Annotated in this window: 21 protein-coding genes; 12 read left to right on the plus strand and 9 right to left on the minus strand. The window is 72.7% G+C overall.

What is annotated here, in order from left to right; genetic code table 11:
- The first annotated feature begins 54 nt into the window (after nt 1-54).
- The 3 genes from serC (at nt 55) to JYK04_RS19640 (ending at nt 5,915) form a co-directional block, all read left to right on the plus strand.
- Complete coding sequence (serC, locus tag JYK04_RS19630; protein ID WP_189735131.1) at nt 55-1,176, plus strand: phosphoserine transaminase; 1,122 nt, start codon at nt 55-57, stop codon at nt 1,174-1,176.
- 151 nt (nt 1,177-1,327) lie between these two features.
- Nucleotides 1,328-4,459 (plus strand): sacsin N-terminal ATP-binding-like domain-containing protein, encoded by a 3,132-nt coding sequence (locus tag JYK04_RS19635; RefSeq protein ID WP_189735129.1) that lies wholly within the window; start codon nt 1,328-1,330, stop codon nt 4,457-4,459.
- A 217-nt stretch (nt 4,460-4,676) separates the two neighbouring features.
- Complete coding sequence (locus JYK04_RS19640; RefSeq protein ID WP_189735127.1) at nt 4,677-5,915, plus strand: acyltransferase family protein; 1,239 nt, start codon at nt 4,677-4,679, stop codon at nt 5,913-5,915.
- 7 nt (nt 5,916-5,922) lie between these two features.
- On the opposite strand, the gene JYK04_RS19645 is transcribed toward JYK04_RS19640, so the two are convergent.
- The gene (locus JYK04_RS19645; RefSeq protein WP_189735125.1) at nt 5,923-8,388 is read right to left on the minus strand and encodes a cation-translocating P-type ATPase; all 2,466 of its coding nucleotides are present in this window, start codon (nt 8,386-8,388) and stop codon (nt 5,923-5,925) included.
- Nucleotides 8,389-8,645: 257 nt separating this feature from the next.
- Nucleotides 8,646-8,987: a DUF2530 domain-containing protein gene (locus JYK04_RS19650; RefSeq protein ID WP_189735123.1), complete on the minus strand. Its 342-nt coding sequence runs from the start codon at nt 8,985-8,987 to the stop codon at nt 8,646-8,648.
- A 128-nt stretch (nt 8,988-9,115) separates the two neighbouring features.
- On the opposite strand from JYK04_RS19650, the gene JYK04_RS19655 reads away from it, so the two are divergent.
- Nucleotides 9,116-10,588, plus strand: a complete 1,473-nt coding sequence (locus JYK04_RS19655) for an NCS2 family permease (protein WP_229875083.1) — start codon at nt 9,116-9,118, stop codon at nt 10,586-10,588.
- 1 nt (nt 10,589) lies between these two features.
- On the opposite strand, the gene JYK04_RS19660 is transcribed toward JYK04_RS19655, so the two are convergent.
- Nucleotides 10,590-10,772 (minus strand): hypothetical protein, encoded by a 183-nt coding sequence (locus tag JYK04_RS19660; RefSeq protein ID WP_030010567.1) that lies wholly within the window; start codon nt 10,770-10,772, stop codon nt 10,590-10,592.
- Nucleotides 10,773-10,901: 129 nt separating this feature from the next.
- On the opposite strand from JYK04_RS19660, the gene JYK04_RS19665 reads away from it, so the two are divergent.
- The 3 genes from JYK04_RS19665 (at nt 10,902) to thpR (ending at nt 13,393) form a co-directional block, all read left to right on the plus strand.
- Nucleotides 10,902-11,339: a MarR family winged helix-turn-helix transcriptional regulator gene (locus JYK04_RS19665; protein WP_189735121.1), complete on the plus strand. Its 438-nt coding sequence runs from the start codon at nt 10,902-10,904 to the stop codon at nt 11,337-11,339.
- A gap of 26 nt (nt 11,340-11,365) precedes the next feature.
- Nucleotides 11,366-12,724 carry an MFS transporter gene (locus JYK04_RS19670; protein WP_229875082.1) on the plus strand — a complete coding sequence of 453 codons (1,359 nt, stop codon included), beginning with the start codon at nt 11,366-11,368 and terminating at the stop codon, nt 12,722-12,724.
- Nucleotides 12,725-12,838: 114 nt separating this feature from the next.
- Complete coding sequence (gene thpR, locus JYK04_RS19675; protein ID WP_189735117.1) at nt 12,839-13,393, plus strand: RNA 2',3'-cyclic phosphodiesterase; 555 nt, start codon at nt 12,839-12,841, stop codon at nt 13,391-13,393.
- Between the two features lie 189 nt (nt 13,394-13,582).
- Here thpR and JYK04_RS19680 read toward each other — a convergent pair whose 3' ends face one another.
- Nucleotides 13,583-14,572 carry an aldo/keto reductase gene (locus JYK04_RS19680; RefSeq protein WP_189735115.1) on the minus strand — a complete coding sequence of 330 codons (990 nt, stop codon included), beginning with the start codon at nt 14,570-14,572 and terminating at the stop codon, nt 13,583-13,585.
- Nucleotides 14,573-14,631: 59 nt separating this feature from the next.
- The gene (locus JYK04_RS19685) at nt 14,632-15,324 is read right to left on the minus strand and encodes a GDSL-type esterase/lipase family protein (protein WP_189735113.1); all 693 of its coding nucleotides are present in this window, start codon (nt 15,322-15,324) and stop codon (nt 14,632-14,634) included.
- Nucleotides 15,325-15,400: 76 nt separating this feature from the next.
- Between JYK04_RS19685 and JYK04_RS19690 the strand changes: the two genes are divergently transcribed.
- A complete protein-coding gene (locus JYK04_RS19690) occupies nt 15,401-16,399 on the plus strand; it encodes a PQQ-dependent sugar dehydrogenase family protein (protein WP_189735111.1) in 999 nt (332 codons plus the stop codon).
- A 358-nt stretch (nt 16,400-16,757) separates the two neighbouring features.
- On the opposite strand, the gene JYK04_RS19695 is transcribed toward JYK04_RS19690, so the two are convergent.
- The 3 genes from JYK04_RS19695 to JYK04_RS19705 form a co-directional block, all read right to left on the minus strand.
- A complete protein-coding gene (locus tag JYK04_RS19695; protein WP_189735109.1) occupies nt 16,758-18,221 on the minus strand; it encodes a flotillin family protein in 1,464 nt (487 codons plus the stop codon).
- A gap of 127 nt (nt 18,222-18,348) precedes the next feature.
- Nucleotides 18,349-18,579: a hypothetical protein gene (locus JYK04_RS19700; protein WP_189735107.1), complete on the minus strand. Its 231-nt coding sequence runs from the start codon at nt 18,577-18,579 to the stop codon at nt 18,349-18,351.
- Nucleotides 18,580-18,618: 39 nt separating this feature from the next.
- A complete protein-coding gene (locus JYK04_RS19705; protein ID WP_189735105.1) occupies nt 18,619-19,542 on the minus strand; it encodes a DUF3027 domain-containing protein in 924 nt (307 codons plus the stop codon).
- Between the two features lie 328 nt (nt 19,543-19,870).
- Between JYK04_RS19705 and JYK04_RS19710 the strand changes: the two genes are divergently transcribed.
- The 4 genes from JYK04_RS19710 (at nt 19,871) to JYK04_RS19725 (ending at nt 23,483) form a co-directional block, all read left to right on the plus strand.
- Nucleotides 19,871-21,232 (plus strand): MFS transporter, encoded by a 1,362-nt coding sequence (locus tag JYK04_RS19710; RefSeq protein ID WP_189735103.1) that lies wholly within the window; start codon nt 19,871-19,873, stop codon nt 21,230-21,232.
- Nucleotides 21,233-21,402: 170 nt separating this feature from the next.
- Complete coding sequence (locus JYK04_RS19715; RefSeq protein WP_150257960.1) at nt 21,403-21,894, plus strand: DUF2771 domain-containing protein; 492 nt, start codon at nt 21,403-21,405, stop codon at nt 21,892-21,894.
- Between the two features lie 13 nt (nt 21,895-21,907).
- Nucleotides 21,908-22,639 carry a futalosine hydrolase gene (locus JYK04_RS19720; protein WP_189735101.1) on the plus strand — a complete coding sequence of 244 codons (732 nt, stop codon included), beginning with the start codon at nt 21,908-21,910 and terminating at the stop codon, nt 22,637-22,639.
- Nucleotides 22,620-23,483 (plus strand): 1,4-dihydroxy-6-naphtoate synthase, encoded by an 864-nt coding sequence (locus JYK04_RS19725; RefSeq protein WP_189735099.1) that lies wholly within the window; start codon nt 22,620-22,622, stop codon nt 23,481-23,483. The genes JYK04_RS19720 and JYK04_RS19725 overlap by 20 nt, the downstream gene beginning before the upstream one ends.
- 76 nt (nt 23,484-23,559) lie before the next feature.
- Here JYK04_RS19725 and JYK04_RS41910 read toward each other — a convergent pair whose 3' ends face one another.
- Nucleotides 23,560-23,943 (minus strand): cold-shock protein, encoded by a 384-nt coding sequence (locus JYK04_RS41910; RefSeq protein WP_030012939.1) that lies wholly within the window; start codon nt 23,941-23,943, stop codon nt 23,560-23,562.
- Nucleotides 23,944-24,056 lie beyond the last annotated feature (113 nt).

Consider the following 24,056-nt stretch of genomic DNA (forward strand, 5'->3'; position numbering starts at 1 on the left):
TCATCGGGTGGACGCGCGTCCGGAGCGCGGACCGGGACCCGATACGCTCCGCTCGTGGCTGAGATCCAGATTCCCGCTGACATCAAGCCCGCCGACGGACGCTTCGGCGCGGGCCCCTCCAAGGTGCGGACCGAGGCGCTGGACGCCCTCGCCGCCACCGGTACCTCCCTGCTCGGAACCTCACACCGCCAGGCCCCGGTCAAGAACCTGGTCGGCTCGGTGCGCCAGGGCCTCCGGGACCTCTTCTCCCTCCCCGAGGGGTACGAGGTGATCCTGGGCAACGGCGGCTCCACCGCCTTCTGGGACATCGCGACCGCCGGTCTGATCGAGCGGAAGTCCCAGCACCTCACCTTCGGCGAGTTCTCCTCGAAGTTCGCCACGGCCGCGAAGCTCGCGCCGTGGCTGGACGCGCCGTCCGTGATCTCCTCGGACCCGGGCACGCACCCGGAGCCGGTGGCCGAGGCGGGCGTGGACGTGTACGCGTACACCCACAACGAGACCTCCACGGGTGTCGCGGCGCCGATCAAGCGCGTCGCGGGCGCCGACGCCGGGTCCCTCGTTCTGGTGGACGCGACCTCGGGCGCCGGCGGTCTGCCGGTGGACATCACCGAGACGGACGTCTACTACTTCGCCCCGCAGAAGTCCTTCGCCTCGGACGGCGGCCTGTGGCTGGCCGCGTTCTCCCCGGCCGCCCTGGAGCGTGCCGCCCGCGTGCACGCCTCCGGCAGCCGGCACATCCCGGAGTTCTTCTCGCTGCCGACGGCGATCGACAACTCGCTGAAGAACCAGACGTACAACACCCCGGCGCTGTCCACCCTCTTCCTGCTGGACCAGCAGCTGCGGTGGATGAACAGCCAGGGCGGCCTGGAGTTCACCACCGGCCGTACGGCGGCCAGCGCGCGCAACCTGTACGGCTGGGCGGAGGCGTCCAAGTACGCGACCCCGTTCGTCGTGGACGCCGACAAGCGCTCGTCCGTCATCGGCACGATCGACTTCTCGGACGACATCGACGCGGCGGCCGTCGCCAAGGTGCTGCGCGCCAACGGGATCGTGGACACCGAGCCGTACCGCAAGCTCGGCCGCAACCAGCTCCGTATCGCGATGTTCCCGGCGATCGACCCGGCGGACGTGCAGGCCCTGACGGCCTGCATCGACTACGTGATCGACAAGCTCTGACCATCACCCGCCCGGTACGACGCGAAGCCCCCGGTGACCAGCTGTCACCGGGGGCTTCGGCGTACCCCGGACACCCCGAGGCCACCGGCGTGGGCGTTCTCCCGCACGCGGTACCTTCAGGGCTCCGGCGGCGATTCTTGGAGGCAGCGGCGTGAGCGTGCGAGTGACGGCGGCCCAGAGCGGTGTGGACCCCTTCGGCACGGCCCGGCTGCGGCGCGGGGTGCTCGACGCGTGGGGTGCGGGCCCGGCCCGGTTCCGTGAGGACGCCAACGCCGAGGAGGACCTCGCGCTCGGCGGCTACCGGGACCGGCTGGTCATCGAGCTGGCGCAGAACGCCGCCGACGCCGCGGCCCGGGCGCAGGTGCCCGGCCGGCTGCGGCTCACCCTGCACGAGGGCGAGAACGGGCACGCGCTGCTGGCCGTCGCCAACACCGGTGCCCCGCTGGACGCGACGGGCGTGGAGTCGCTGAGCACCCTGCGCGCCTCCGCCAAGCGCGAGCCCGCCGGCGACAGCGTCGGCCGGTTCGGCGTCGGCTTCGCGGCCGTGCTGGCCGTCTCCGACGAACCCGCGGTGCTCGGCCGCCACGGCGGCGTGCGCTGGTCCCTGGCCGAGGCCCGGGAACTGGCCCGGGGCGCCGCCGTCGGCAGCCCCGGTCTCGGCGACGAACTGCGCCGCCGCGACGGGCACGTTCCGCTGCTGCGCCTCCCGCTGCCCGCCGAGGGCACCGCCCCCGAGGGCTACGACACCGTCGTGGTCCTCCCGCTGCGCGACGCCGCCGCCGAGGGTCTGGTGGAACGGCTGCTGGCGGGCGTCGACGACGCCCTGCTGCTCACCCTGCCCGGACTGCGCGAGGTCGTCGTGGAGACCCCGTCCGAGGGTGCGCGCACCCTGTACCGGCGCGACGAGGGCCCGTACACGGTCATCGAGGACACCACCGCCTCCGGCACGGTCACCCACCGCTGGCGCACCGTCCGCCACGGCGGCCCCATCGAGCGCGCGCTGCTCGCCGACCGGCCCGTCGAGGAACGGCTGCGGCCCGCCTGGGCGGTGTCCTGGGCCGTGCCCGTCGACTCCGACGGCGCCCCGGTCCGCCCCGCCACGGCCCCCGTGGTGCACGCGCCGACCCCCACCGACGAGCCGCTGGGCATCCCGGCGCTGCTCATCGCGACCCTGCCGCTGGACACCACCCGCCGGCATCCCGCGCCGGGCCCGCTGCTCGACTTCCTCGTGGAGCGCGCGGCCGACGCGTACGCCGAACTCCTCGGCGCCTGGGACCCGGTGAGCACCGCCCTCGTGGACCTGGTGCCCGGCCCGCTCGGCAAGGGCGAGCTGGACGGCGCCCTGCGCGCGGCCGTGCTGCAGCGCCTGCCCCGTACCGCTTTCCTCGCACCGGCCGCGCCGCCCGAGCACGCGGAGGAGCGCGCCGCCCTGCGCCCCTTCGAGGCCGAGGTGGTGGAGGGCGCGGGCGCCGACACCGTGCGCGTCCTCGCCGAGGTCCTGCCGACCCTGCTGCCGGCGGGCCTGGAGCGCCGGGCCGAGCTGCGCACCCTGGGGGTGGGCCGGCTTCCGCTGGGCGATGCCATCGAGCGGATCGCGGGCATCGAGCGGACCCCCGAGTGGTGGCACCGGCTCTACGACAGCCTCGCCGGGGTGGACCCGGACCGGCTGTCGGGACTGCCCGTGCCGCTCGCCGACGGCCGCACCTCGATCGGCCCCCGGCACATCCTGCTGCCCGGCGCGGACACCCCGGCGGACCTGGCCCGGCTGGGCCTGAAGGTGGCCCACCCGGACGCGGCGCACCCGCTGCTGGAGAAGCTCGGCGCCCTCCCGGCCACGGCGCGGGCGGTCCTGACGACCCCGCAGGTGCGGGCGGCCGTCGCCGCCTCCCTCGACGCGGGGGAGATCTGGGACGAGGACGCCGACACCCTGGACGCCGACGAGCTGGCCGAGGTGCTCCTCGGGCTGGTCCGGGACGCCGATCTGGCGCCGGGCGACGAGCCCTGGCTCGGCGCGCTGGCCCTGCCGGACGAGGACGGGGAACTGGTCCCGGCCGGCGAGCTCCTGCTGCCGGGCAGCCCGCTGGCCTCGGTGATCCGCGAGGACGAGGTCCCGTACGTGGACGCGGACCTCGTCGAGCGGTGGGGCGCGGGCCCGCTCACCGCGTGCGGGGTCCTGGCCACCTTCCAGCTGGTCCGCGCCACCGACGTGGTCCTCGACCCGGACGAGCTGGAACCGCGCGAGGGCGACTTCGCCGAGCCCGACGACGCGGGCCTGCTGGACGCGGTGGACGTGTGGTGCGAGGACGTCCTGGACCAGCTGCCGGACCTCCCGGTCCCGCCGGTGGCGACCGAGCTGATCGCCGTCCGGGACCTCGACCTCGTCGACGACGACTGCTGGCCGCAGGCCCTCGCGCTGCTCGCGCAGCCGCCGCTGCGCGACGCGCTGACCCAGCCCGTGCGGATCCTGCTGCCCGACGGCACCACGCAGTCGGTGCGCCCGTACACCGCCTGGTGGCTGCGCGACCACCCGGTGCTCGACGGCCGCCGTCCGGCGGGCCTGCGCGCGGCGGGCGGCGACCCGCTGCTGGCGGGCCTCTACACCTCGGCGGACGCCACGGGCTTCGAGGACGAGCAGGTCCTGCGGGCGCTGGGCGTACGGACCACCGTGGCGGCCCTGCTGGACGAGCCCGGCGGCGCCGCCGAACTGCTGGCCCGGCTGGCCGACCCGGACCGCGAGGTCACCGGCCACCAGCTGCACGGCCTGTACGGGGCGCTGGCCGATCTGGACCCCGAGCAGGTCACCCTCCCGGACGAGCTGCGCGCGGTGGTGGACGGCGAGGTGGTCGTGGTGGACGCCGCCGACGCGGTGATCGCGGACGCCCCGGACCTGCTCCCGCTGACGGCGGGGCTGCCGCTGCTGCCGGTCCCCCCGGCGCGCGCGGCGGATCTCGCGGAGCTGCTGCAGGTCCGCCGCCTCTCGGAGACGGTGCCGGCGGAGGTGACCACGCCGGGCGAGGAGCACGAGGTGCCGGAGTCGGTGCTGGTGCTGCTGGGTCCGGCCACTCCGGTGACGTACGTCGAGCACGAGGAGCTGGTCGCGGGCGGCACGGAGCTCGACTGGCGCCGCACCCCCGACGGCACGCTCCACGCGTCCACGCTGGAGGGCGTGGCCGCCGGCCTCGCCTGGTCGGCGGGCCAGTGGCCGCGCCGCTTCGAGGTGGCGGCGCTGCTGGAGGACCCGTCGCGTACGGCGGAACTGGCCCGGGACCGCTGGTTCGACTGACCGAAGACGGGCCGGAGACGGGCCGGAGACGGGCCGGAGACGGGCCGGAGACGGGCCGGGCGCGGGCCGGGAGGCGGGCGCGCGGCCGCCCGGAAACCGTGCGCTCCCTTTGACAGGCGGCACGTGCCGACTCAGACTGATCAGTGCTTTCGCCCGACCGGCGGATCCACGACCACGAAGAGAACGCGCCCTCTGGGAATCGTTCAGGGGGAGCGTCATGCCCGACAGGAGAGCCCTTCCGGCCGGCTTCCGGTGGTCCCACGGGCCGGTGTCCGAGCTGTTTTCCGGCCGGAACAACAGCCTGGGCCTCCTGCGCCTGTTCCTCGCGTCCGCCGTCGTGGTCTCGCACGCGGGCATCCTCGGCTTCGGCAGCCATGAGATCGGGCACGGCTTCTCGCAGGGGCAGATAGACCTGGGGAAGATGGCCGTCTTCGGCTTCTTCTTCCTCTCCGGCATCCTCGTGACGCGCAGCGGGAACCGGCTGCCCGTCGGCCGCTTCCTGTGGCACCGCGCACTGCGCCTGCTGCCCGGCTTCTGGGTCTGCACGGCCGTCACGGCCTTCGCCGTGGCCCCTTTCCTGTACTGGCGCCAGCACGGCAGCACGGCGGGGTTCTGGGACCACCCGCAGGGGCCCTTCGCGTATGTCCAGGCGAACTGGGCCGTCGGCGTCGGGCAGTGGGGTATCTCCGGTGTGATGGAGACCGGCGCCACCAAGGGGCTCACGCACAACGCGGCGATGAACGGCGCCCTGTGGTCGCTGGCCTACGAGATCCTCTGCTACCTCGGCGTCGGCCTGCTCGCGCTGGGCGGCTCGCTGGTGCGGTCCCGGCGGACCGTCCTGGCGGTGGCGGCGGTCCTGGGCGGCCTGGTCGTCGGTGACGCCGTCGGCAACCGGCTGAACGCCGGGGCCGGGACGGCGGCGCACGGCGGTGACCTGGTCATTCCGCTGATGGGCCCGCACAGCGTGAACTACATGGTCTACCTCGGTTTCGCCTTCGCCCTCGGTGCGGTGCTGGAGCTCTACAAGGAGCGCGTCCCGGTCAGCGACCCGCTGGCGGCCCTCAGCACCGTGGTGTTCGTGCTGACCCTGCACTTCGGGTACTTCTTCGCCCTGGGCGTGCCGGCCTTCTGCTACCTGCTGCTGTGGCTGGCCATCCGGCTGCCCAAGCCGTTCCAGCGGATCGGCGCCAAGCACGACTACTCGTACGGCATCTACATCTACGGCTTCCTCGTGCAGCAGGCGCTGGCCGTCCTCGGTGGCGCCCGCTGGGGTTTCGCCGCCTACCTGGGACTCTCCCTGGCCGGCGCGCTGATCGCGGCGGTGCTCTCCTGGCACCTGGTCGAACGCCCGGCGATGCGCCTGAAGGACATCGGCGCCCGGCGCCGCCCCGCGCAGGGCGTCCCGGGCCCCCGGCAGGGCGCCACCGCCGAGGACCAGCGGCCCGTATCGGTCTAGGACGCGGTCACGCCGGGAACTTGCGGTCGACCCACCGGAAGGTGAACTCGATCAGGACGGCCGCGGCGACGGCGACGCCCACCGCGATCCACGGCACCGTGACACCCACCAGCTTGAGCTGGAAGAAGTCCTGCAGCCACGGCACGACGAGGACGATCAGGAACGCCCCGCCCATCGCGCCGACCAGGGCCACCCGCCACCACGTGTACGGGCGGGCGATGATCGCCAGGACCCACATGGACGTCAGGAACAGCGTCAGCGTGGCCGCGCTGGACTCGGCTTCGAGGGCGCCCGCGCCCGTGTAATGGTGGCGGGCGATCAGGTACGAGACGAAGGTGGCCACGGCCGCGATGGCGCCGCCGGGGATCGCGTACCGCATGACCCGCTTCACGAAGTGCGGTTTCGCGCGCTCCTTGTTCGGTGCCAGGGCCAGGAAGAAGGCCGGGATGCCGATGGTGAGCGTGGACAGCAGCGTCAGGTGGCGGGGCAGGAAGGGGTACTCGACCTGCGAGCAGACCACCAGGATGGCCAGCAGCACCGAGTAGACCGTCTTCGTGAGGAAGAGGGTGGCCACGCGGGTGATGTTGCCGATGACCCGGCGGCCCTCGGCGACCACCGAGGGCAGGGTCGAGAAGCTGTTGTTGAGGAGGACGATCTGGGCCACCGCCTTGGTCGCCTCCGAGCCCGAGCCCATGCTGACGCCGATGTCGGCGTCCTTGAGGGCGAGCACGTCGTTGACGCCGTCGCCCGTCATGGCGACCGTGTGGCCGTTGGACTGGAGGGCCCCGACCATGTCCCGCTTCTGCTGCGGGCTCACCCGTCCGAAGACCGCGTTCTCGTCGAGGACCTTCGCCATGTCGGCCCGGTCGGTGGGGAGCCCCCGGGCGTCCACGGTGTTCTCCGCGCCCGGCAGGCCCAGCTTGCCGGCGACCGCGCCGACGGAGACCGCGTTGTCGCCGGAGATGACCTTCGCGCTGACGTTCTGGTCCTCGAAGTAGCGCAGCGTGTCGGCGGCGTCGGGGCGCAGCCGCTGTTCCAGGACGACGAGGGCGGTCGGCCGGACCCCGGTGGCGACGGCCGCGTCGTCGAGTTCACGGGCGGAGCGGGCCAGCAGCAGGACCCGCAGTCCCTGCTCGTTGAGGGCGTTGATCTCGTCGAGGGCCGGGTCCCCGGCGGGGAGCAGCACGTCGGGGGCGCCGAGCAGCCAGGTGTTGTTCTCCCCGTCGCCCTCGCTGAAGCTGGCGCCGCTGTACTTGCGGGCGGAGGAGAAGGGCAGGGACTCGGTGCAGCGCCACTCCGCCATGTCGGGGTAGGCGTCGATGATCGCCTGGAGGCTGGCGTTGGGGCGCGGGTCGGACTCCCCGAGGGCGCCGAGCACCTTCTTGACGTACGCCGGGTCCGCGCCGCCGAGCGGGCGCAGCTCGGTGACGTCCATGCCGCCCTCGGTGAGGGTGCCGGTCTTGTCGAGGCAGACCACGTCGACGCGGGCGAGGCCTTCGATGGCGGGCAGCTCCTGGACCAGGCACTGCTTGCGGCCGAGCCGGATGACGCCGATCGCGAAGGCCACGGAGGTGAGCAGGACGAGCCCCTCGGGGATCATCGGGACGATGCCGCCGACGGTCCGGGCGATGGAGTCCTTGAGGTTGTTGTCCTTGACGAGGAGCTGGCTGATGATCAGGCCGATCGAGGTCGGGATCATCATCCAGGTGACGTACTTGAGGATGGTGGAGATGCCGGAGCGCAGCTCGGAGTGGACGAGCGTGAAGCGGGAGGCCTCCTCGGCCAACTGGGCGGCGTAGGCCTCGCGGCCGACCTTGGTGGCGGTGAAGGCGCCGCCGCCGGCGACGACGAACGACCCGGACATGACCGGGTCGCCGGGCTTCTTCAGGACGGGGTCGGCCTCGCCGGTGAGCAGGGATTCGTCGATCTCCAGGCCGTCGGCCTCGCCGACGGACCCGTCGACGACGACCTTGTCGCCGGGGCCGAGTTCGATGACGTCGCCGAGGACGATCTCGGAGGTGGAGATCTCGGCGGTCCGGCCGTCGCGGCGCACGCTGGGTTTGGTCTCGCCGATGACGGCGAGGCTGTCGAGGGTCTTCTTGGCGCGCAGTTCCTGGATGATGCCGATGCCGGTGTTGGCGACGATCACGAAGCCGAAGAGGCTGTCCTGGATCGGCGCGACGACGAGCATGATCGCCCAGAGCACGCCGATGATCGCGTTGAACCGGGTGAAGACGTTGGCGCGGACGATGTCGGTGGTGGAGCGGCTGCTCCGGACGGGAACGTCGTTGACCTCGCCCCGCGCGACCCGCTCGGCGACCTCTGCGGTGCTCAGCCCGCCCGGCTTGAACCGGGGCGCGGGCGGTCGCATCGGGTGTACGGGGTCCAGCTCCGCTCCCGCGTCGATGGCGGGGGCGGCCGTCCCGCCACCCGGCTCCGGCCCGTCGGATTCGGTTCCAGCCCGCTGCGTCATGCCTTCGACGTTAAAGGCGGTTCGAACACTTCACCCGCCGAGCGAGGGGAAGATCAGACCTCAGGATGACCCGAATCGTCCCTTGGTAGCGCCCGTGAGCCGTGCCGTGGGGCGGGGACACTCCGGGATGTCCCCGCAGGTCGAGCGAACCCACCGCCGGGCCGCGGGCCGATCCGGCCAAGGGTTCGCGAGCCGAGGAGACGTCCCGGAGGGGCACCGCCCCACCCCGAAGCCTGCGGACCCGCGCCCGCCTCTGGCTAGGCCTGCGGGCCCGGCTCCGGCGGCGTCTGAGCGGCCCGGTCGGCCTGAGCGGACTTTTCGGCCTGAGCGGCCTGAGCGGCCTGAGCGGCCTCCTCCGCCGCGTGACGCGCGAGCGCCGCGTCGCGGCCGCGGACGTACCAGATGCCGATCAGGCCGAGGAAGCCACCGGCCGCGCAGGTCCAGACCCACCACAGCTGGCCCCGGTCGGCGAACCACCCGTAGAAGGGCAGCTGGACCAGGAAGAGGGCGAACCACAGGATCGTGCCACCCGTGACGGTGGCGACGACAGGGCCCTCCAGGGGCTCGGGCGCCTCGTGCTTCGCAATCCATTTCGCCATGCGGCAAGTCTAGGCGGCGCGAAATGACATCTACGCGCGGAGATGGACGCCCTTTCGTTCATGTGTTCATACTGAAACGGTTTGGGCGCGGCCCATTTTCTTCGTATGAACCACCCAATGAGGACCGTATGAGTACCCCGGCCCCCGCCCCCGCAGCCACAGAAGCCATCGCCCCGGAGCCTTCCCCCCAGGCACCCGCCGGCTCGCTGAACCGCTACTTCAAGATCTCCGAGCGCGGCTCGACCGTCGCCCGCGAGGTCCGCGGCGGCTTCGCGACCTTCTTCGCCATGGCCTACATCATCGTGCTCAACCCGATCGTCCTGGGCAGCGCGAAGGACATGTACGGGCACCAGCTCGACAACGGCCAGCTCGTGACGGCCACCGCCCTGACGGCGGCCTTCACCACCCTCCTCATGGGTGTGATCGGCAACGTCCCGATCGCGCTCGCCGCCGGCCTCGGCGTGAACACGGTCGTCGCGCTCCAGCTCGCCCCGCGCATGAGCTGGCCCGACGCCATGGGCATGGTGGTCCTGGCCGGCCTCGTGGTGATGCTGCTCGTCGCCACCGGCCTGCGCGAGCGGGTCATGAGCGCCGTGCCGCTCGGCCTGCGCAAGGGCATCGCCATCGGCATCGGCCTGTTCATCATGCTGATCGGCCTGGTCGACGCGGGCTTCGTCTCCCGCATCCCGGACGCCGCGCACACCACGGTCCCGCTGCAGCTCGGCGCCACCGGTCACCTGGACGGCTGGCCGGTCCTGATCTTCGTGATCGGCGTGCTGCTCACCCTCGCCCTGCTGATCCGCAAGGTCCCGGGCGCGATCCTGATCTCCATCGTGGCCATGACCGTCGCCGCCGTCGTGGTCCAGCTGGTCGCGAAGCTGCCCGACTCGGGCTGGGGCCTCACGGTCCCCGAATGGCCCGGCAACCCGGTGGCCATGCCCGACTTCGGGCTCGTCGGCGAGGTCAGCCTGTTCGGCGGCTTCGGCAAGGTCGGCATGCTCACCGGTGCCCTCTTCGTCTTCACCGTGCTGCTGTCCTGCTTCTTCGACGCCATGGGCACGATCCTCGGCGTCGGCGACGAGGCGAAGCTGATCGACAAGACGACCGGCGAGTTCCCCGGGATCAACCGGGTCCTGCTGATCGACGGCCTGGCGGTCGCCTCGGGCGGCGCCACCTCCTCCTCCGCGACCACCTGCTTCGTGGAGTCCACGGCCGGGGTCGGCGAGGGTGCCCGTACGGGCCTGGCGAACGTCGTGACGGGCGGCCTCTTCGCCGTGGCGCTGTTCCTCACCCCGCTCGCCACCATGGTCCCGTCCCAGGCGGCCACCCCGGCGCTCGTGGCGGTCGGCTTCCTGATCCTGGCGGGCTCGGTCAAGGACATCGACTGGAGCGACTTCACCATCGCCGTCCCGGCCTTCCTGGCCATGGTGATGATGCCCTTCACCTACTCGATCACCAACGGCATCGGCATCGGCTTCGTGAGCTTCTGCGCGCTGCGCCTGGCGACCGGCCGGGGCCGCGGGGTCCCGGTGGCCATGTACGTGGTGTCGGCGGTGTTCGTCTTCTACTACGCGATGCCCGCCCTCGGCCTCACCCGGTAGCTCAGGTCAGCCCGTAGAACTTCTCTGTCTCGTCGACGGCCGCCTTGAAGCGCTCGTCGAAGTCGTCGCGAATGAGCGTCCGGACCACATAGTCCTGGACGCTCATTCCGCGTTTGGCGGCGTGGATCCGGAGCCTGTCGAGGAGCTCCCCGTCTATGCGCATGCTCAGCACATGTGTCCCCATGCCGAAAGAGTCGGGGCACAGGGCGCGTACGCGTGTCGCTTTCAGCCGCCGACTCACCCGTACGAGTGACCACAGGTGTGGGCGGGAAACCAGTTTTCCTTAGGGAGAGTAATGAGTTATTCTAAATACATGCTTGACCTTTCCCATGGCGACGACGCAGCCGCCGTGAACGACCTCCGCTCCGCCGTCATGCGGCTGGGGCGACGCCTGAAGCACCAGCGCGTCGACGAGTCGCTGAGCCCGACCGAGATGTCGGTCCTCGGCACCCTCGCCCGCTGCGGCCAGGCCACACCCGGCGAGCTCGCGCGGCGGGAGCACGTCCAGCCGCCGTCGATGACGCGCATCGTCGCGTTGCTGGAAGCCAAGGGACTGGTCACGCTGGAACCGCACCCCGACGACCGCCGCCAGAAGGTGGTCCGCCAGACGGAGGAGGCCGAAGCGATGCTCGAGGAGAGCCGCCGCAAGCGCAACGCCTTCCTGGCCGGGCTCGCGGCCGAGCTGACCGAGGACGAATGGGCCAAGCTCCGCGCGGCCGCACCCGTCCTGGAGAAGCTCGCGCACCTGTAAGGAACGACGCCAGGAGGCGAACGCTTTTGAGTACGGGAACCGGAGCAGACTCCGCACCCGGCCACATATCCACCACACCTACCGCCGCGTGCACCGCGGCACCCGCGGGCAAGGGCTCCATGTTCAGCTCGCTGAGGATCCGGAACTACCGGCTCTTCGCCACCGGCCAGGTCGTCTCCAACACGGGCACCTGGATGCAGCGCATCGCCCAGGACTGGCTGGTCCTCTCGCTCACCGGCTCCGCCTCCGCCGTCGGCATCACCATCGCCCTGCAGTTCCTGCCGATGCTGATGTTCGGCCTCTACGGCGGCGTACTCGCCGACCGGCTGCCCAAGCGGCAGCTGCTCCTCGCCACCCAGAGCGCGATGGGCCTGACCGGCATCGCCCTCGCCGTCCTCACCCTGGCCGGGCACGTCCAGGTGTGGCACGTCTACGTCGCCGCCTTCGCGATCGGCCTGGTCACCGTGGTCGACAACCCGGCCCGGCAGACGTTCGTCTCCGAGATGGTCGGCAAGGACCAGGTGGCCAACGCCGTCAGCCTGAACTCGGCCAACTTCCAGTCCGCGCGGCTGGTCGGCCCGGCGGTCGCCGGTGTGCTGATCACCGCCGTCGGCTCCGGCTGGGCCTTCCTGCTGAACGGACTGTCCTTCGCGGCACCGATCGCCGGCCTGCTGCTGATGCGCACCCACGAACTGCACCCGGTCGAGCCGAGGCCCCGCGCCAAGGGGCAGCTGCGCGAAGGCCTGCGCTACGTCGCCGGCCGCCCGGAGCTGATCTGGCCGATCGTGCTCGTGGGCTTCATCGGCACCTTCGGGTTCAACTTCCCGATCTGGCTCTCGGCCTACGTCAGCGACGTCTTCCACGGGGACGCGGGCACGTACGGGCTCTTCAACACCCTGATCGCGGCCGGCTCCCTGGTGGGCGCACTGCTCGCGGCCCGGCGCGGACAGTCCCGCCTGCGGGTGCTGGTGGCCGCGGCCGTGCTGTTCTCGGTCCTGCTGCTGGTGACCGCCTTCGCGCCCGGCTTCTGGCTGTTCGCCGCCCTGCTCGTGCCCATCGGGATCTTCGGCCTGACGGTCAACGTCACGGCCAACTCCAGCGTGCAGATGGCGACCGACCCCGAGATGCGGGGCCGGGTCATGGCCCTGTTCATGATGGTGTTCACCGGCGGAACCCCGCTGGGCGCCCCGCTGCTGGGCTGGATCACGGACACCTACGGCGCCCGGATCGGCATGGCCTCGGGCGCGGTGATCTCCCTGGCCGCCTCGGTCGCGATCGCGGTGGTCCTGGCCCGTGTCGGCAACCTCCGACTGCGGGTGAACCGCCACGGCCTGACCTTCGTCCCGGCCGTCCCGCCCCGCCGCGAACTGGTGACGGTGGCCTGAGCCCGCTCCTCGAACGCCGGAGGGGCTGAAATCCAGCCTCGCCGGCGATTGAGGCGCGGGGGTTCGGGGGCAGAGCCCCCGACAACGGCACCGCGCACGGCTACGCTCGCCGGCATGAGACTGTTCGCAGCCGTCCTCCCGCCGGACGCGGCCGTCGCCGAGCTGGCCCGGGCCGTCGACCCCCTGCACGACGAGCACCTGACGTGGACCGCGCGAGCGGGCTGGCACTTCACGCTCGCCTTCATGGGCGAGGTACGGGACGAGGTGCTCCCGGAGCTGCACACCCGCCTGGAGCGGGCCGCCCACCGCACGGACCCCTTCGCGCTGCGGCTGCACGGCTGCGGCCACTTCGGGGAGCGCGCCCTGTGGGCCGGTGCCGCCGGGGAGCTCGCCGCCCTGCGGATGCTCGCCGAACGGGCCGACGCCGCCGCCCGGCGGGCCGGCGTACCGATGGGGCAGCACCACCGGTACACCCCGCACCTCACCCTGGCCCGCAGCCGCAGCGCCGCCACCCCGCTGCGGCCCTACCTGGACGCCCTCGCGGACTTCGAGGGCACACCCTGGCGGGTCGACACCCTGAGCCTGGTCCGCAGCAACCTCCCCGTCAGCGGCGTACCGGGCGAGCAGCCCCGCTACGAGACCGTCGGGGCCTGGCAACTCGGCGGCTGAAGCCGCACGCCCCACGGCCGGAGCCGGGGGGCGTGCGGGAGAGCCGGCGGGCCGCGTTACGCTCGACGGGTGGATCCCAAGACCAGAAACCGTGTGATGGCCGGTGTGCTCGTACTGATGTTCGTCGTCGTGGCCGTGGCGGCTGCCGTCGGCCAGTAGCCCCGCAAGGGCGTCCTGCCCGGGCAGGACCTACCAGGCGAAGGCCTCCGGCGACGTCCCGGGACCGGGGAAGATCTCCTCCAGGCCCGCCAGGACCTCCTGCGGGAGCTCCAGCTCCACCGCGCGCAGCGCCGAGTCGAGCTGCTCCTGCGTACGCGGCCCGACGATCGGCCCGGTGACCCCGGGACGCGTCAGCAGCCAGGCCAGCCCGACCTCGCCCGGCTCCAGGCCGTGCTTGTCCAGCAGGTCCTCGTACGCCTGCACCTGCGCGCGCACGGCGGTGTTCGCCAGCGCGTCCGCCGACCGGCCGGAGGCGCGGCGGCCGCCCTCGACCTCCTTCTTGATGACCCCGCCCAGCAGGCCCCCGTGGAGCGGGGACCACGGGATGACCCCGAGCCCGTACTCCTGGGCGGCCGGGATGACCTCCATCTCCGCGCGCCGCTCGGCGAGGTTGTAGATGCACTGCTCGCTGACCAGGCCGAGCCTGCCGTGGCGGGCCGCGGTCTCGTTGGCCTGGGCGATCTTCCAGCCGGGGAAGTTGGAGGAACCCGCGTAGAGGATCTTGCCCTGCTGGACCAGGACCTCGACGGCCTGCCAGATCTCCTCGAAGGGGGTCAGCCGGTCCACGTGGTGGAACTGGTAGACGTCGATGTAGTCGGTCTGGAGCCGCTTGAGGCTGGCGTCGACGGCCCGCCGGATGTTCAGCGCCGACAGACGGTCGTAGTTGGGCCAGGTGTCGCCCTCGCGGGACATGGAGCCGTACACCTTGGTGGCGAGGACCGTCTTCTCGCGGCGGTCGCCGCCCTGGGCGAACCAGGTGCCGATGATCTCCTCGGTGCGGCCCTTGTTCTCGCCCCACCCGTACACATTGGCTGTGTCGACGTAATTCAGGCCTGCATCGAGGGCGGCGTCCAGGATGCCGTGGCTGGTCGGTTCGTCTGTCTGCGGACCGAAGTTCATCGTGCCGAGGACGAGTCGGCTGACTTTGAGTCCGGTGCGTCCGAGCTGCGTGTACTTCATGGGACCCAAGCCAACTGCTTCGAGTGCGCTCGAAGCAAGACCCCGCCGTGAAGGGCGTGTTACAGCCCGCGGGCGGGGCGGTAGGGGCCGCCGATCCCCCATGCCTGGTGCAGGACTGCCGCGAACTCGCCCGCCAGCCGGTGCTCGCCCGAGGCGTTCGGGTGAGTGCCGTCGTAGGTGTCGCGGTGGATGTCGTACGCGGCCGGGCGCGCGGCCAGCAGGATCGGCGAGGCGTCGGTCGTCAGGTCGGCGACCGCCTTCGCGAGGAGCTCGTTGAAACGGGCCACCTCGGCCGCGAAGGGGGCGTCCTCCTCGGCGCGGCTGTTCGGGATGACCGGCAGCAGGACCATGCGGACGCCGGGGCGCGCTGCGCGGGCCGCGGCGACGAACCGGCGGGCGTTGGCGGCGGTCTGCTCGGCGTCGGTGTAGAAGCCGAGGTCGATCAGCCCGAGGGAGACCAGCAGGACGTCGGCGCCGGTGTCGGCGACGGCGGGGCCTATGAGGGGGGCCATGTGCTGCCAGCCCTCGCCCCAGCCGGCCAGATGGCGGCGGGCGGGCTCCGGGAAACCCGGGTCGGCGTACGCGTGACTGGTGGGCGTGTCGGCGACGGTGTCGTACAGCTCGCAGCGCGGACCGACGATCCGGTAGGGACCGCCGAAGGTCGAGCTGAGGTGCTGCCACATCCGGTAGCGCCAGGTGTAGTCGCCGGCGCGTCCGATGGTCATGGAGTCGCCGACGAACATGAAACGCATCCGGTCATCATCGCGGATCGCGCGACAGAAACCCCTGTGACGCCGGACACGCGGCACGTACTGGCAGGCTGGGGGAATGCGCCTGCCCATGCCGTCCGCCGCCGCGTCCGCCGCCGTTGCCATCACCGCCGCCGCACTCGCCGTGCTGCCGGGCCCGGCGAGTGCGGCGGAGACCCCCGCCGCGTCCTCCTTCACCATCTCCGACCCGCGGATCAAGGAGTCGAGCGGCCTGGCGGCCAGCCGGATCCACCCGGGCGTGTACTGGACGCACAACGACAGCGACGACGGCCCGTACATCTACGCGGTGGACTCGGCATCGGGCAGGACGGTGGCCCGCGTGACGCTGACGGGGATCGGGAAGCCGCGCGACGTCGAGGCGATCTCGCTGGGCCCGGACGGGCAGCTCTACGTCGGGGACATCGGCGACAACCGCAACGGCACCTGGGACCACGTGTGGATCTACCGCTTCCCGGAACCGAAGCAACTGGGTGATGTCACCGTCGAAGCCACGCAGTTCACGGTGAAGTACGCGGACGGGGCGCGCAACGCCGAGGCCCTGATGGTCCATCCGGTGACGGGACGCGTCTACATCGCGAGCAAGGACGAGAACAAGGGCGGCCTGTACGAGGGCCCGGCGGAGCTGACGACGGGCGGCACGAACGTGTTCCGGCGGGTCGCCGCCGTGCCGTGGGTGACGGACGGGGCGTTCTCCCCCGACGGCACCCGGCTCACGCTGCGCGGGTACTTCACGGCCCGCACCTACCCGTGGAAGGACGGCCTGCCGGTGGGTGAGGGCGAGCGGGTGGACGCGCCGTGGCAGGGCCAGGCGGAGTCGGTGACGTACACGCCGGACGGCACCACGCTGATGTTCGGCGCGGAGGGCGAGGGCAGCCGGGTCATCGCGGTCCCGGTGGCCGCCGCCGACTCGACCTCGGCCTCACCGCAGCCGGGCGCCCCCTCGGGGGCTGCCCCCGCGCCGGAGACGACGGGCAGCTTCGGCAAGGGAGCCCTTGTCCTGGCGGGCGGCCTGATCCTGATCCTCGGCGCCAAACGCCTCTTCCGCCGCCGCGGCTGATCCACCCTCCGGCGCCTGCGCAGCCCCCACCCCGGTTCCACCCGGGCCGTCCGGCTCCGCCGGGCGACTCCAGCCCCTCCGGCGTTTGAGGAGCGGGGTCCGCGGCGGAGCCCCGGCAGCGGCGCGGGCGCCGAAACACCTGGTTCCGGGTGCGGCGCCGTTGCCGGGGGCGCTGCCCCCGGACCCCCGCTCCTCAAACGCCGGAGGGGCTGAATTGCCCGGCCCCCGGCCCCGACCGTGAAAGGCCGGAGGCGGTGAATGGGCTGGCGAAGCCGGATGGGGCCGGGGTGGGCCGGAGAGCCGGGGTGGGCCCGGAGGGCCGGGGTGAAGGGTCCGGCCCTCCGGTGCAGGGCTTGGGTTACTCCTCGCGGATCGGGATGCGGCCGTTCACCGGCGGGGCGGCCGGGGACGGGGTGCCCGACGGCGGGGTCTGGCCCATCGAGGCCAGGAGCTGGCGGGCAACGCCCAGGCCCGTGCCGCCCATCGTCAGCGCCTTCGCGAACATCTCCGACATGCCCTCGGCCCCGTTCAGCAGGACCATGTGCTCCACGTTCCCGAACGCCCCCGCGCCCGCCTCCACGATCGCCGGCCAGTTCTCGGCCAGCTGCTGCGCGACGACCGCCTCCTGGTTCTCCGCCAGCGCGGCGGCCCGCGCCTTGATCGCTTCCGCCTCGGCCAGACCCTTGGCCTTCGCCGACTCCGCCTCCGCGAGACCCCGCGCCTGCGTGGCCGCGGCCTCCGCCTCACCGGTCGCCCGCGTGGCCTTCGCCGACGCGATACCCCGCGCCTCCACGGCCTGCGCGTCGGCGGTCGCCGCCGTCGTCACCCGGGTCGCCTCGGCGGCCGCCGCGAGCTCCGTCTCCCGTGCCTTCGCCTGCGCCGCCGAGATCCGCGCGTCGCGCTCGGCCTCCGCCCGGGTGCGGGTCTCGTACGCCGCCGCGTCCGCGGGCTTGCGTACGTCCGCCTGCAGCTGCTGCTCGCGCCGGTGCGCCTCCAGCTCCGCGACCCGGGTCTCCTGGACGACGACCTCCTGGCGGGCGGCCGCCTCCGACAGCGGGCCCGCCTGACGGGCCGTCGCCGCCGCCTTGTCCCGCTCGGCCTGGTAGCCGGCCTGCAGGATCTCGCTGTCCCGCGTCGCCTCGGCCATTCGGGCGAAGGCGGCCTGCTCGGCCTCCGTGGCCAGCCGGTTCGCCTCGGCCTGCGCGATCCGCGCGTCCCGCTGCACGGCCGCCGCGTGCGGCATCGCCAGGTTCTTGATGTAGCCGGTCGGGTCCTCGATCTCGTGGATCTGCAGCGAGTCGACGATCAGGCCGAGCTTCTCCATCTCGGTACCGCAGGCCATGCGGGTCTGGCCCGTCAGCTTCTCCCGGTCGCGGATCATGTCCTCGACCGTCAACCCGCCCACGATGGACCGCAGATGTCCCGCGAAGACGATGTGTACGCGCTCGGGCATCATCTTCTGCTGGTCCAGGAAGCGGCGGGCCGCGTTGGCGATGGACACGAGGTCGTCGCCGACCTTGAAGATGACGACGCCCTTCACCCGCAGCGGGATGCCCTGGTGGGTGACGCAGTCCACGGACAGCTGCGTCTCGTTGAGGTCCAGGGACAGTTTCCGCACCGCCTGCACGCCCGGAAGTACGAGCGTCCCCCGCCCGGTGACGATCCGGAACCCCATGCCCTGGCCGAGGCCCTCGGTCTTGTGCGTGGAGCCGGAGATGACGAGTGCCTCGTTCGGTTCGGCCACCCGCCACATGAGCTTGAACAGGCCGATCAGAGCCACGATTGCGGCGAGAACGATTCCCGCCACGACGCCGATAGCCATCGGCAACGCCCCCTTAGCGCGGTGCCGTTCGGCACCGACGGGGCTGAGTCTGCGCCTGCCGCGGCCCCGCCGGAAGATGCGGGCCGAGTCTTGTCGCCATCTTGATACGTACAGGTGGGACGGGGCGTCAGTTGTCGTAGGCGGCCATCACGTACACCGTGCGCGGCGGCAGGTACTCGACCACCGTCACCACCGTTCCGACGGCGATCCGGCCGGTCCCCGAGACCGGATGGGCGAGGAAGTGCTCCGCCCCGCCCCGGATCCGTACGATGACCTCGCCCACCAGCCCGGGCCCGACCGTCCCGGTCACCCGGCCGGTCAGTCCCACCATGTCCGCGTCGGCGCCCGTGTCCCCCATGGGGCGAGAGTACGCCGCACGGCCGCCGGAAGAGACGGGCTAGGAGTGGCCGAGGTCCGCGGCCGGCAGGTCCGACTCCGAGACCGGGACCGATCCGGTGTCGGGGGCCGGCCGCAGGGTGAACTCGTCCGAGGCCATCGAGTCGAGCACCGGCGGGGCCGGGCGCAGCGGCGCCGGCATGACCGCGGCCTCCGAGTGGCCGCCGCAGCCGTAGGACAGCGACACCAGACGGCCGTCGGCCGGGCTGAACTCGTTCGCGCAGACGCCGAAGGCCTGGCCGAGCGAGCCGCCGATGGCGACCAGGAAGCCGCAGGAGACGCAGGACGCGGGCGCGGCCTGCGCCATCGGGGTCTTGGCGCCGAAGGACTCGTCCCAGCGGTCGGCGGCGGTGTGCAGCCCGTACCGCGAGAGCACGCGCGCCCGGCGCATGCCCAGTTCCTCGGCGACCGAGGTGATGGAGCCGCGTACGGGGACCACCGCGCGGTCGGTGACGTCGGCGTCCTCGGCCTCGACCAGTTCGGCCATCTCGGTGGAGACGACCGAGTTCGGCGGCGGGGTGTCCTCGCCCGACCAGCCCGGCTCCAGGCGCAGGTCCTCGGCGTCGGTGGGCAGCAAGTCGCCGGGGCCCATGTCGCCGGGGCGCAGCCGCTCGCTCCACGGCACCCACTCGGGGGCGAGCAGCGCGTCGTCGCCGGGGAGCAGCACCGTTTCGTCGAGGGTGACGTTCTTCGCGCGGGAGGCGCGGGTCACGGTGACGGCCCAGCGCCAGCCGCGGTAGCCGGGTTCCTTGGACTCGAAGAAGTGGGTGACGACGCGGTCGCCCTCCGCCACGGCGGAGACGTGCGCGCCCACCACTCCGGGGAAGGCGGCCTCCTCGGCCGCCGCGCGGGCGAGTTCTACCGCCTCGACGCAGAGGCGGTCGGGGGTACGCGGGGTACGGCTTCGCGTCGTCGCAGCACTCACTGGTCTCGTTCTCTCCTACGCCGTCTCACGTGTGCGCCGTCCGTACTGTCGTCCACAACGACCCGTCGGTGCTGTCCGTACGGGGCACGGGCGGAGCGGACCAGAGGGCCGCGTCGACGTCCGCACCCGATCGGACTCCGGGCGCACCTCACTGCGACCCATTCTGCGGGATCACGAAGAGGCGCGCGGCCAGGAGCATCCGCCGGTGGCGCGCTACGCACGCTACCTCCTCTTAAGCCTCGGGCACACATGCAAGGTCCGATTCGCGGACAAGGCACCGGCCGCGCGACGCGCCGGGAGGCGCCCCGGCAGGGCCGGGTGGGGCACTATGTCGAGTGTGGCACCCGTACGGTCGTCCGACGACGGCTCGGGACCGGCCAGGCGGGCCGGCCGGGCTGTCGGGCGTGCGCTGCACCTTCCGGCGCGGGGGATCCGGCGGGCCACGCACGCGCACGGCGCGGGGGAATCGGGCCTCGGCAAGCTGATCGAGCTGCACGCCATCAACGGCGCCGGCGATGTGATGATCACGGTGGCGCTGGCGTCGACGGTGTTCTTCTCCGTTCCCACGGACGAGGCGCGCGGCCGGGTGGCCCTGTACCTGGCGATCACGATGGCTCCCTTCACGGTGCTGGCCCCGGTGATCGGTCCGCTGCTGGACCGGCTGCCGCACGGCCGGCGGGCCGCGATGGCGGCGTCGATGCTGGCGCGCGCGCTGCTGGCGCTGCTGATGTCGGGCGCGGTGGCCACGGGGGGCATTCAGCTGTATCCGGCGGCGCTGGGCGTGCTGGTGGCGTCCAAGGCGTACGGGGTGGTCCGCAGTGCGGTGGTGCCCCGGCTGCTGCCGCCGAAATTCTCACTCGTCAAGGCGAACTCCCGGGTCACGCTGGCCGGGCTGCTGGCGACGGGCGCGGCGGCGCCGGTGGGTGCCGCCCTGCATCTGATCGGGCCGCCGTGGCCGCTGTACGGGGCCTGCGTGATCTTCGTGTGGGGGGCCTTCGCGGCGTTCACGCTGCCGCACAAGGTGGACGAGGCCAAGGGGGAGCGCCGGGCGCGGCTGTCCACGCACGAGGCGCACTCGAAGCGGCCGGGCCTGCGGACGGTCAGCCGGTCGGTGCTGTGCGGGCTGCTGGCGAACGCCTCGATGCGTGCGCTGTCCGGGTTCCTGATCTTCTTCCTGGCGTTCCTGCTGCGCGAGCATCCGCTGGCGGGGCAGAGCGCGGCGGTGTCGCTGGGCATCGTGGGCGTCTCGGCGGGCGTGGGCAACGCCTGCGGTACGGCGGTGGGCGCGTGGCTGCGATCGCGGGCGCCGGAGGCGATCATCGCGGCGGTGCTGTGTCTGACGCTGGGCGTGGCGGTGCTCGCGGCGGTGTTCTTCAGCGCGCTGTTCATGGCCGTGCTGGCGGCGACGGCGGGCTTCTGCCAGGCGCTGGCGAAGCTGTCGCTGGACGCGATGATCCAGCGGGACGTCCCGGAGGCGGTGCGGACCTCGGCCTTCGCGCGTTCGGAGACGCTGCTCCAGGTGGCGTGGGTGCTGGGCGGCGCGATCGGGATCGTGCTGCCGCTGAACGGGGTGCTGGGGATGTCGGTGGCCGCGGCGATCGTGGCCCTGGGCACGACGATGGCCCTGCGCGGCGTCCTCTCGGCCCCCCGCCCCCACCACCCGGACACCACCCGCCCCCGCGTGGCATGACACTTCAGCCCCACGGGCCAATGAAGCCCCGCCGGCGTTTGAGGCGCGGGGGTCCGGGGGCGGCGCCCCCGGCAACGGCGCCGCACCCGGCGGACCCGAATCGCGCCGCGCCGCAGGCCACCGGTACCCCGTGCGGCGGCGCAGCCCACCGGCCCGATAGCCTTCGGCTCATGACCGCACCGCTTTTCTCGGGTAGGGCCCGCCGCAGCGTCGCGGCCCTCGGAGCCGTGTCCGCCGGCCTCCTCCTCCTCTCCGCCTGCGGAGAGAAGCCGACACCGCTGGCGACCGTGACGGTCGGCACCTCGTCGGTGTCCGCCGAAGCCTCCTGCCACAACGACGGCAAGGAGCTCTCCATGGACCAGGTCCAGGAGTGCCTCACCAACCTCAAGAACCCCAAGACCGTCGAGTACGCCCGGGGCGACACCCTGCGTCTCGGGGTCGAGCCGGAGATCGTCGAGGACGGCAAGCGCTGGTCGGCGGTCCTGGACGGCCAGCCGATCACCGAGCCCTCCTCGAACACCTACCGCAGCTTCCCGGGCGCCGACGTCTTCGCGACCGGCGGCCAGGGCGAGGCCCCCTCCTCGAAGAAGCTCGCGTTCCTGCAGATCGCCGAGGACGGCAAGCCGCTCGCCGTCTGGTCCTTCAACCTCAAGCTCAAGTAACCGGGCGGCAGCGGTGCGCGCGCTCGTCGTGACCGCGGTGGCGGCGGAGGCAGACTCCGTCACCACCGGGCTGACCCCTCATCCCGACGCCTTCGGTCCCGGCCCGCGCACGCTCCCCGGTGGTTACCTCGTCAACCGCCGGGACCTTCCGGGCATCGCCTTCGACGTGCTCGTCGGGGGCGTCGGTCCGGCGGCGGCCGCCGCCGGGACCGCCACCGCCCTGGCCCTCGCCGACTACTCGCTCGTCGTCTCCGCCGGCATCGGCGGCGGGTTCGAGCCCGCCGCCCCGCTCGGTTCCCTCGTGGTCGCCGACGCGATCGTCGCCGCCGACCTGGGGGCCGAGACCCCCGACGGCTTCCTCGACGTGACCGAGCTCGGCTTCGGGCACAGCGTGCACCTGCCGCCCGCCGAGCTCGCCGCCCGCGCCGCCGAGGCGACCGGGGCGCTGCTCGCGCCCGTGCTGACCGTCTCCACCGTGACCGGGACCGCCGCGCGGGCCGCGGCGCTCGCCGCCCGGCACCCGATGGCCGGGGCCGAGGCCATGGAGGGTTTCGGTGTCGCCGAGGCGGCCGCCGCGCACGGGCTGCCCGTACTGGAGATCCGCGCCGTGTCCAACGCCGTGGGCCCTCGTGACCGTGCCGCCTGGCGGATCGGGGACGCGCTCGCCGCGCTCGCCGACGGCTTCCGCGTGCTGGGGCCCGTACTCGCGAACTGGGGAGAACGCCATGAGCACCCGCACCGGTGAACCGCTGAAGATCGCCTATTCGCCCTGCCCGAACGACACCTTCGTCTTCGACGCGTGGGCCCACGGCCGGGTGCCGGGCGCGCCCGCCCTCGACGTCACCTTCGCGGACATCGACATCACCAACGGCATGGCCGAGCGCGGCGAGCTGGACGTGCTGAAGGTGTCGTACGCCGTGCTGCCGTGGGTGCTGGACGAGTACGCGCTGCTGCCCTGCGGCGGGGCGCTGGGGCGCGGCTGCGGCCCGCTCGTGCTGACGCGTGAGCCGGGGCTCGACCTGGCCGGGCGGACGGTGGCCGTGCCGAGCGAGCGTTCCACCGCCTACCTGCTGTTCCGGCTGTGGGCTGCGGACGTGCTGCCGGAGGGCGTCGGCGAGGTCGTCGTCCTGCCGTTCCACGAGATCATGCCGGCGGTCCGCGACGGCCGGGTGGACGCCGGACTGGTCATCCACGAGGCCCGGTTCACCTATCAGGACTACGGGTTGCACTGCCTGGCCGACATGGGTGAGCACTGGGAGTCCACGACCGGCCTGCCGATCCCGCTCGGCGCGATCATCGCCCGGCGCTCGCTGGGCGCGGAACGGCTGCGCGCGCTGGCCGAGTCGGCCCGTACGTCGGTCCGGATGGCCTGGGACGACCCGGAGGCCTCCCGCCCGTACGTCCGCGCGCACGCCCAGGAGCTGGACCCGGCCGTCGCCGACCAGCACATCGGTCTCTACGTCAACGAGTTCACCGCCGGTCTCGGCGACTCCGGCTACGCGGCGGTGCGCGGGCTGCTCACCCGGGCGGCGGCCGAGGGACTGGTACCGGCCATCGCGCCCGGCTCGCTGGACTTCCCGCAGGACTGACCGCCCCGCGCACACGGCCGCGCCCCGCCGCTCTTTCGAGTGGCGGGGCGCGGCCGTACGCGTGACGGTACGGGGCTCAGACGTCGAGCTGGTCGGCGACCGCGCGCAGCAGTCCGGCGATCTTCGTGCCGTGCACCTTGTCGGGGTAGCGGCCGCGCTCCAGCATCGGGGTGATGTTCTCCAGCAGGGTCGTGAGGTCCTGCACGATCGAGGCGAGCTCGTCGGGCTTGCGCCGCTGCGCCGCCGCGACGGAGGGCGCCGGGTCGAGTACCGTCACCGAAAGTGCCTGGTCACCGCGCTGGCCGGCGACGACGCCGAACTCGACGCGCTGGCCGGGCTTGAGAGCGTCCACCCCGGCAGGGAGCACCGACGAGTGGACGAAGACGTCGCCGCCGTCGTCACGGGAGAGAAAGCCGAAGCCCTTCTCACTGTTGAACCACTTGACCTTGCCGGTAGGCACGTCCGTCCTCTGTCCTTGTGCTCGTCGGGGGTCCGAAGGGCCGCGAACGGCTCCGGACAACAGCGCAGCGGGCCATGAGTGACCCGCCTCCTCAAGGCTAATGGTCGGGGGCC

Origin of the sequence: Streptomyces nojiriensis (assembly GCF_017639205.1) — a bacterium.
Lineage (GTDB): Bacteria > Actinomycetota > Actinomycetes > Streptomycetales > Streptomycetaceae > Streptomyces > Streptomyces nojiriensis.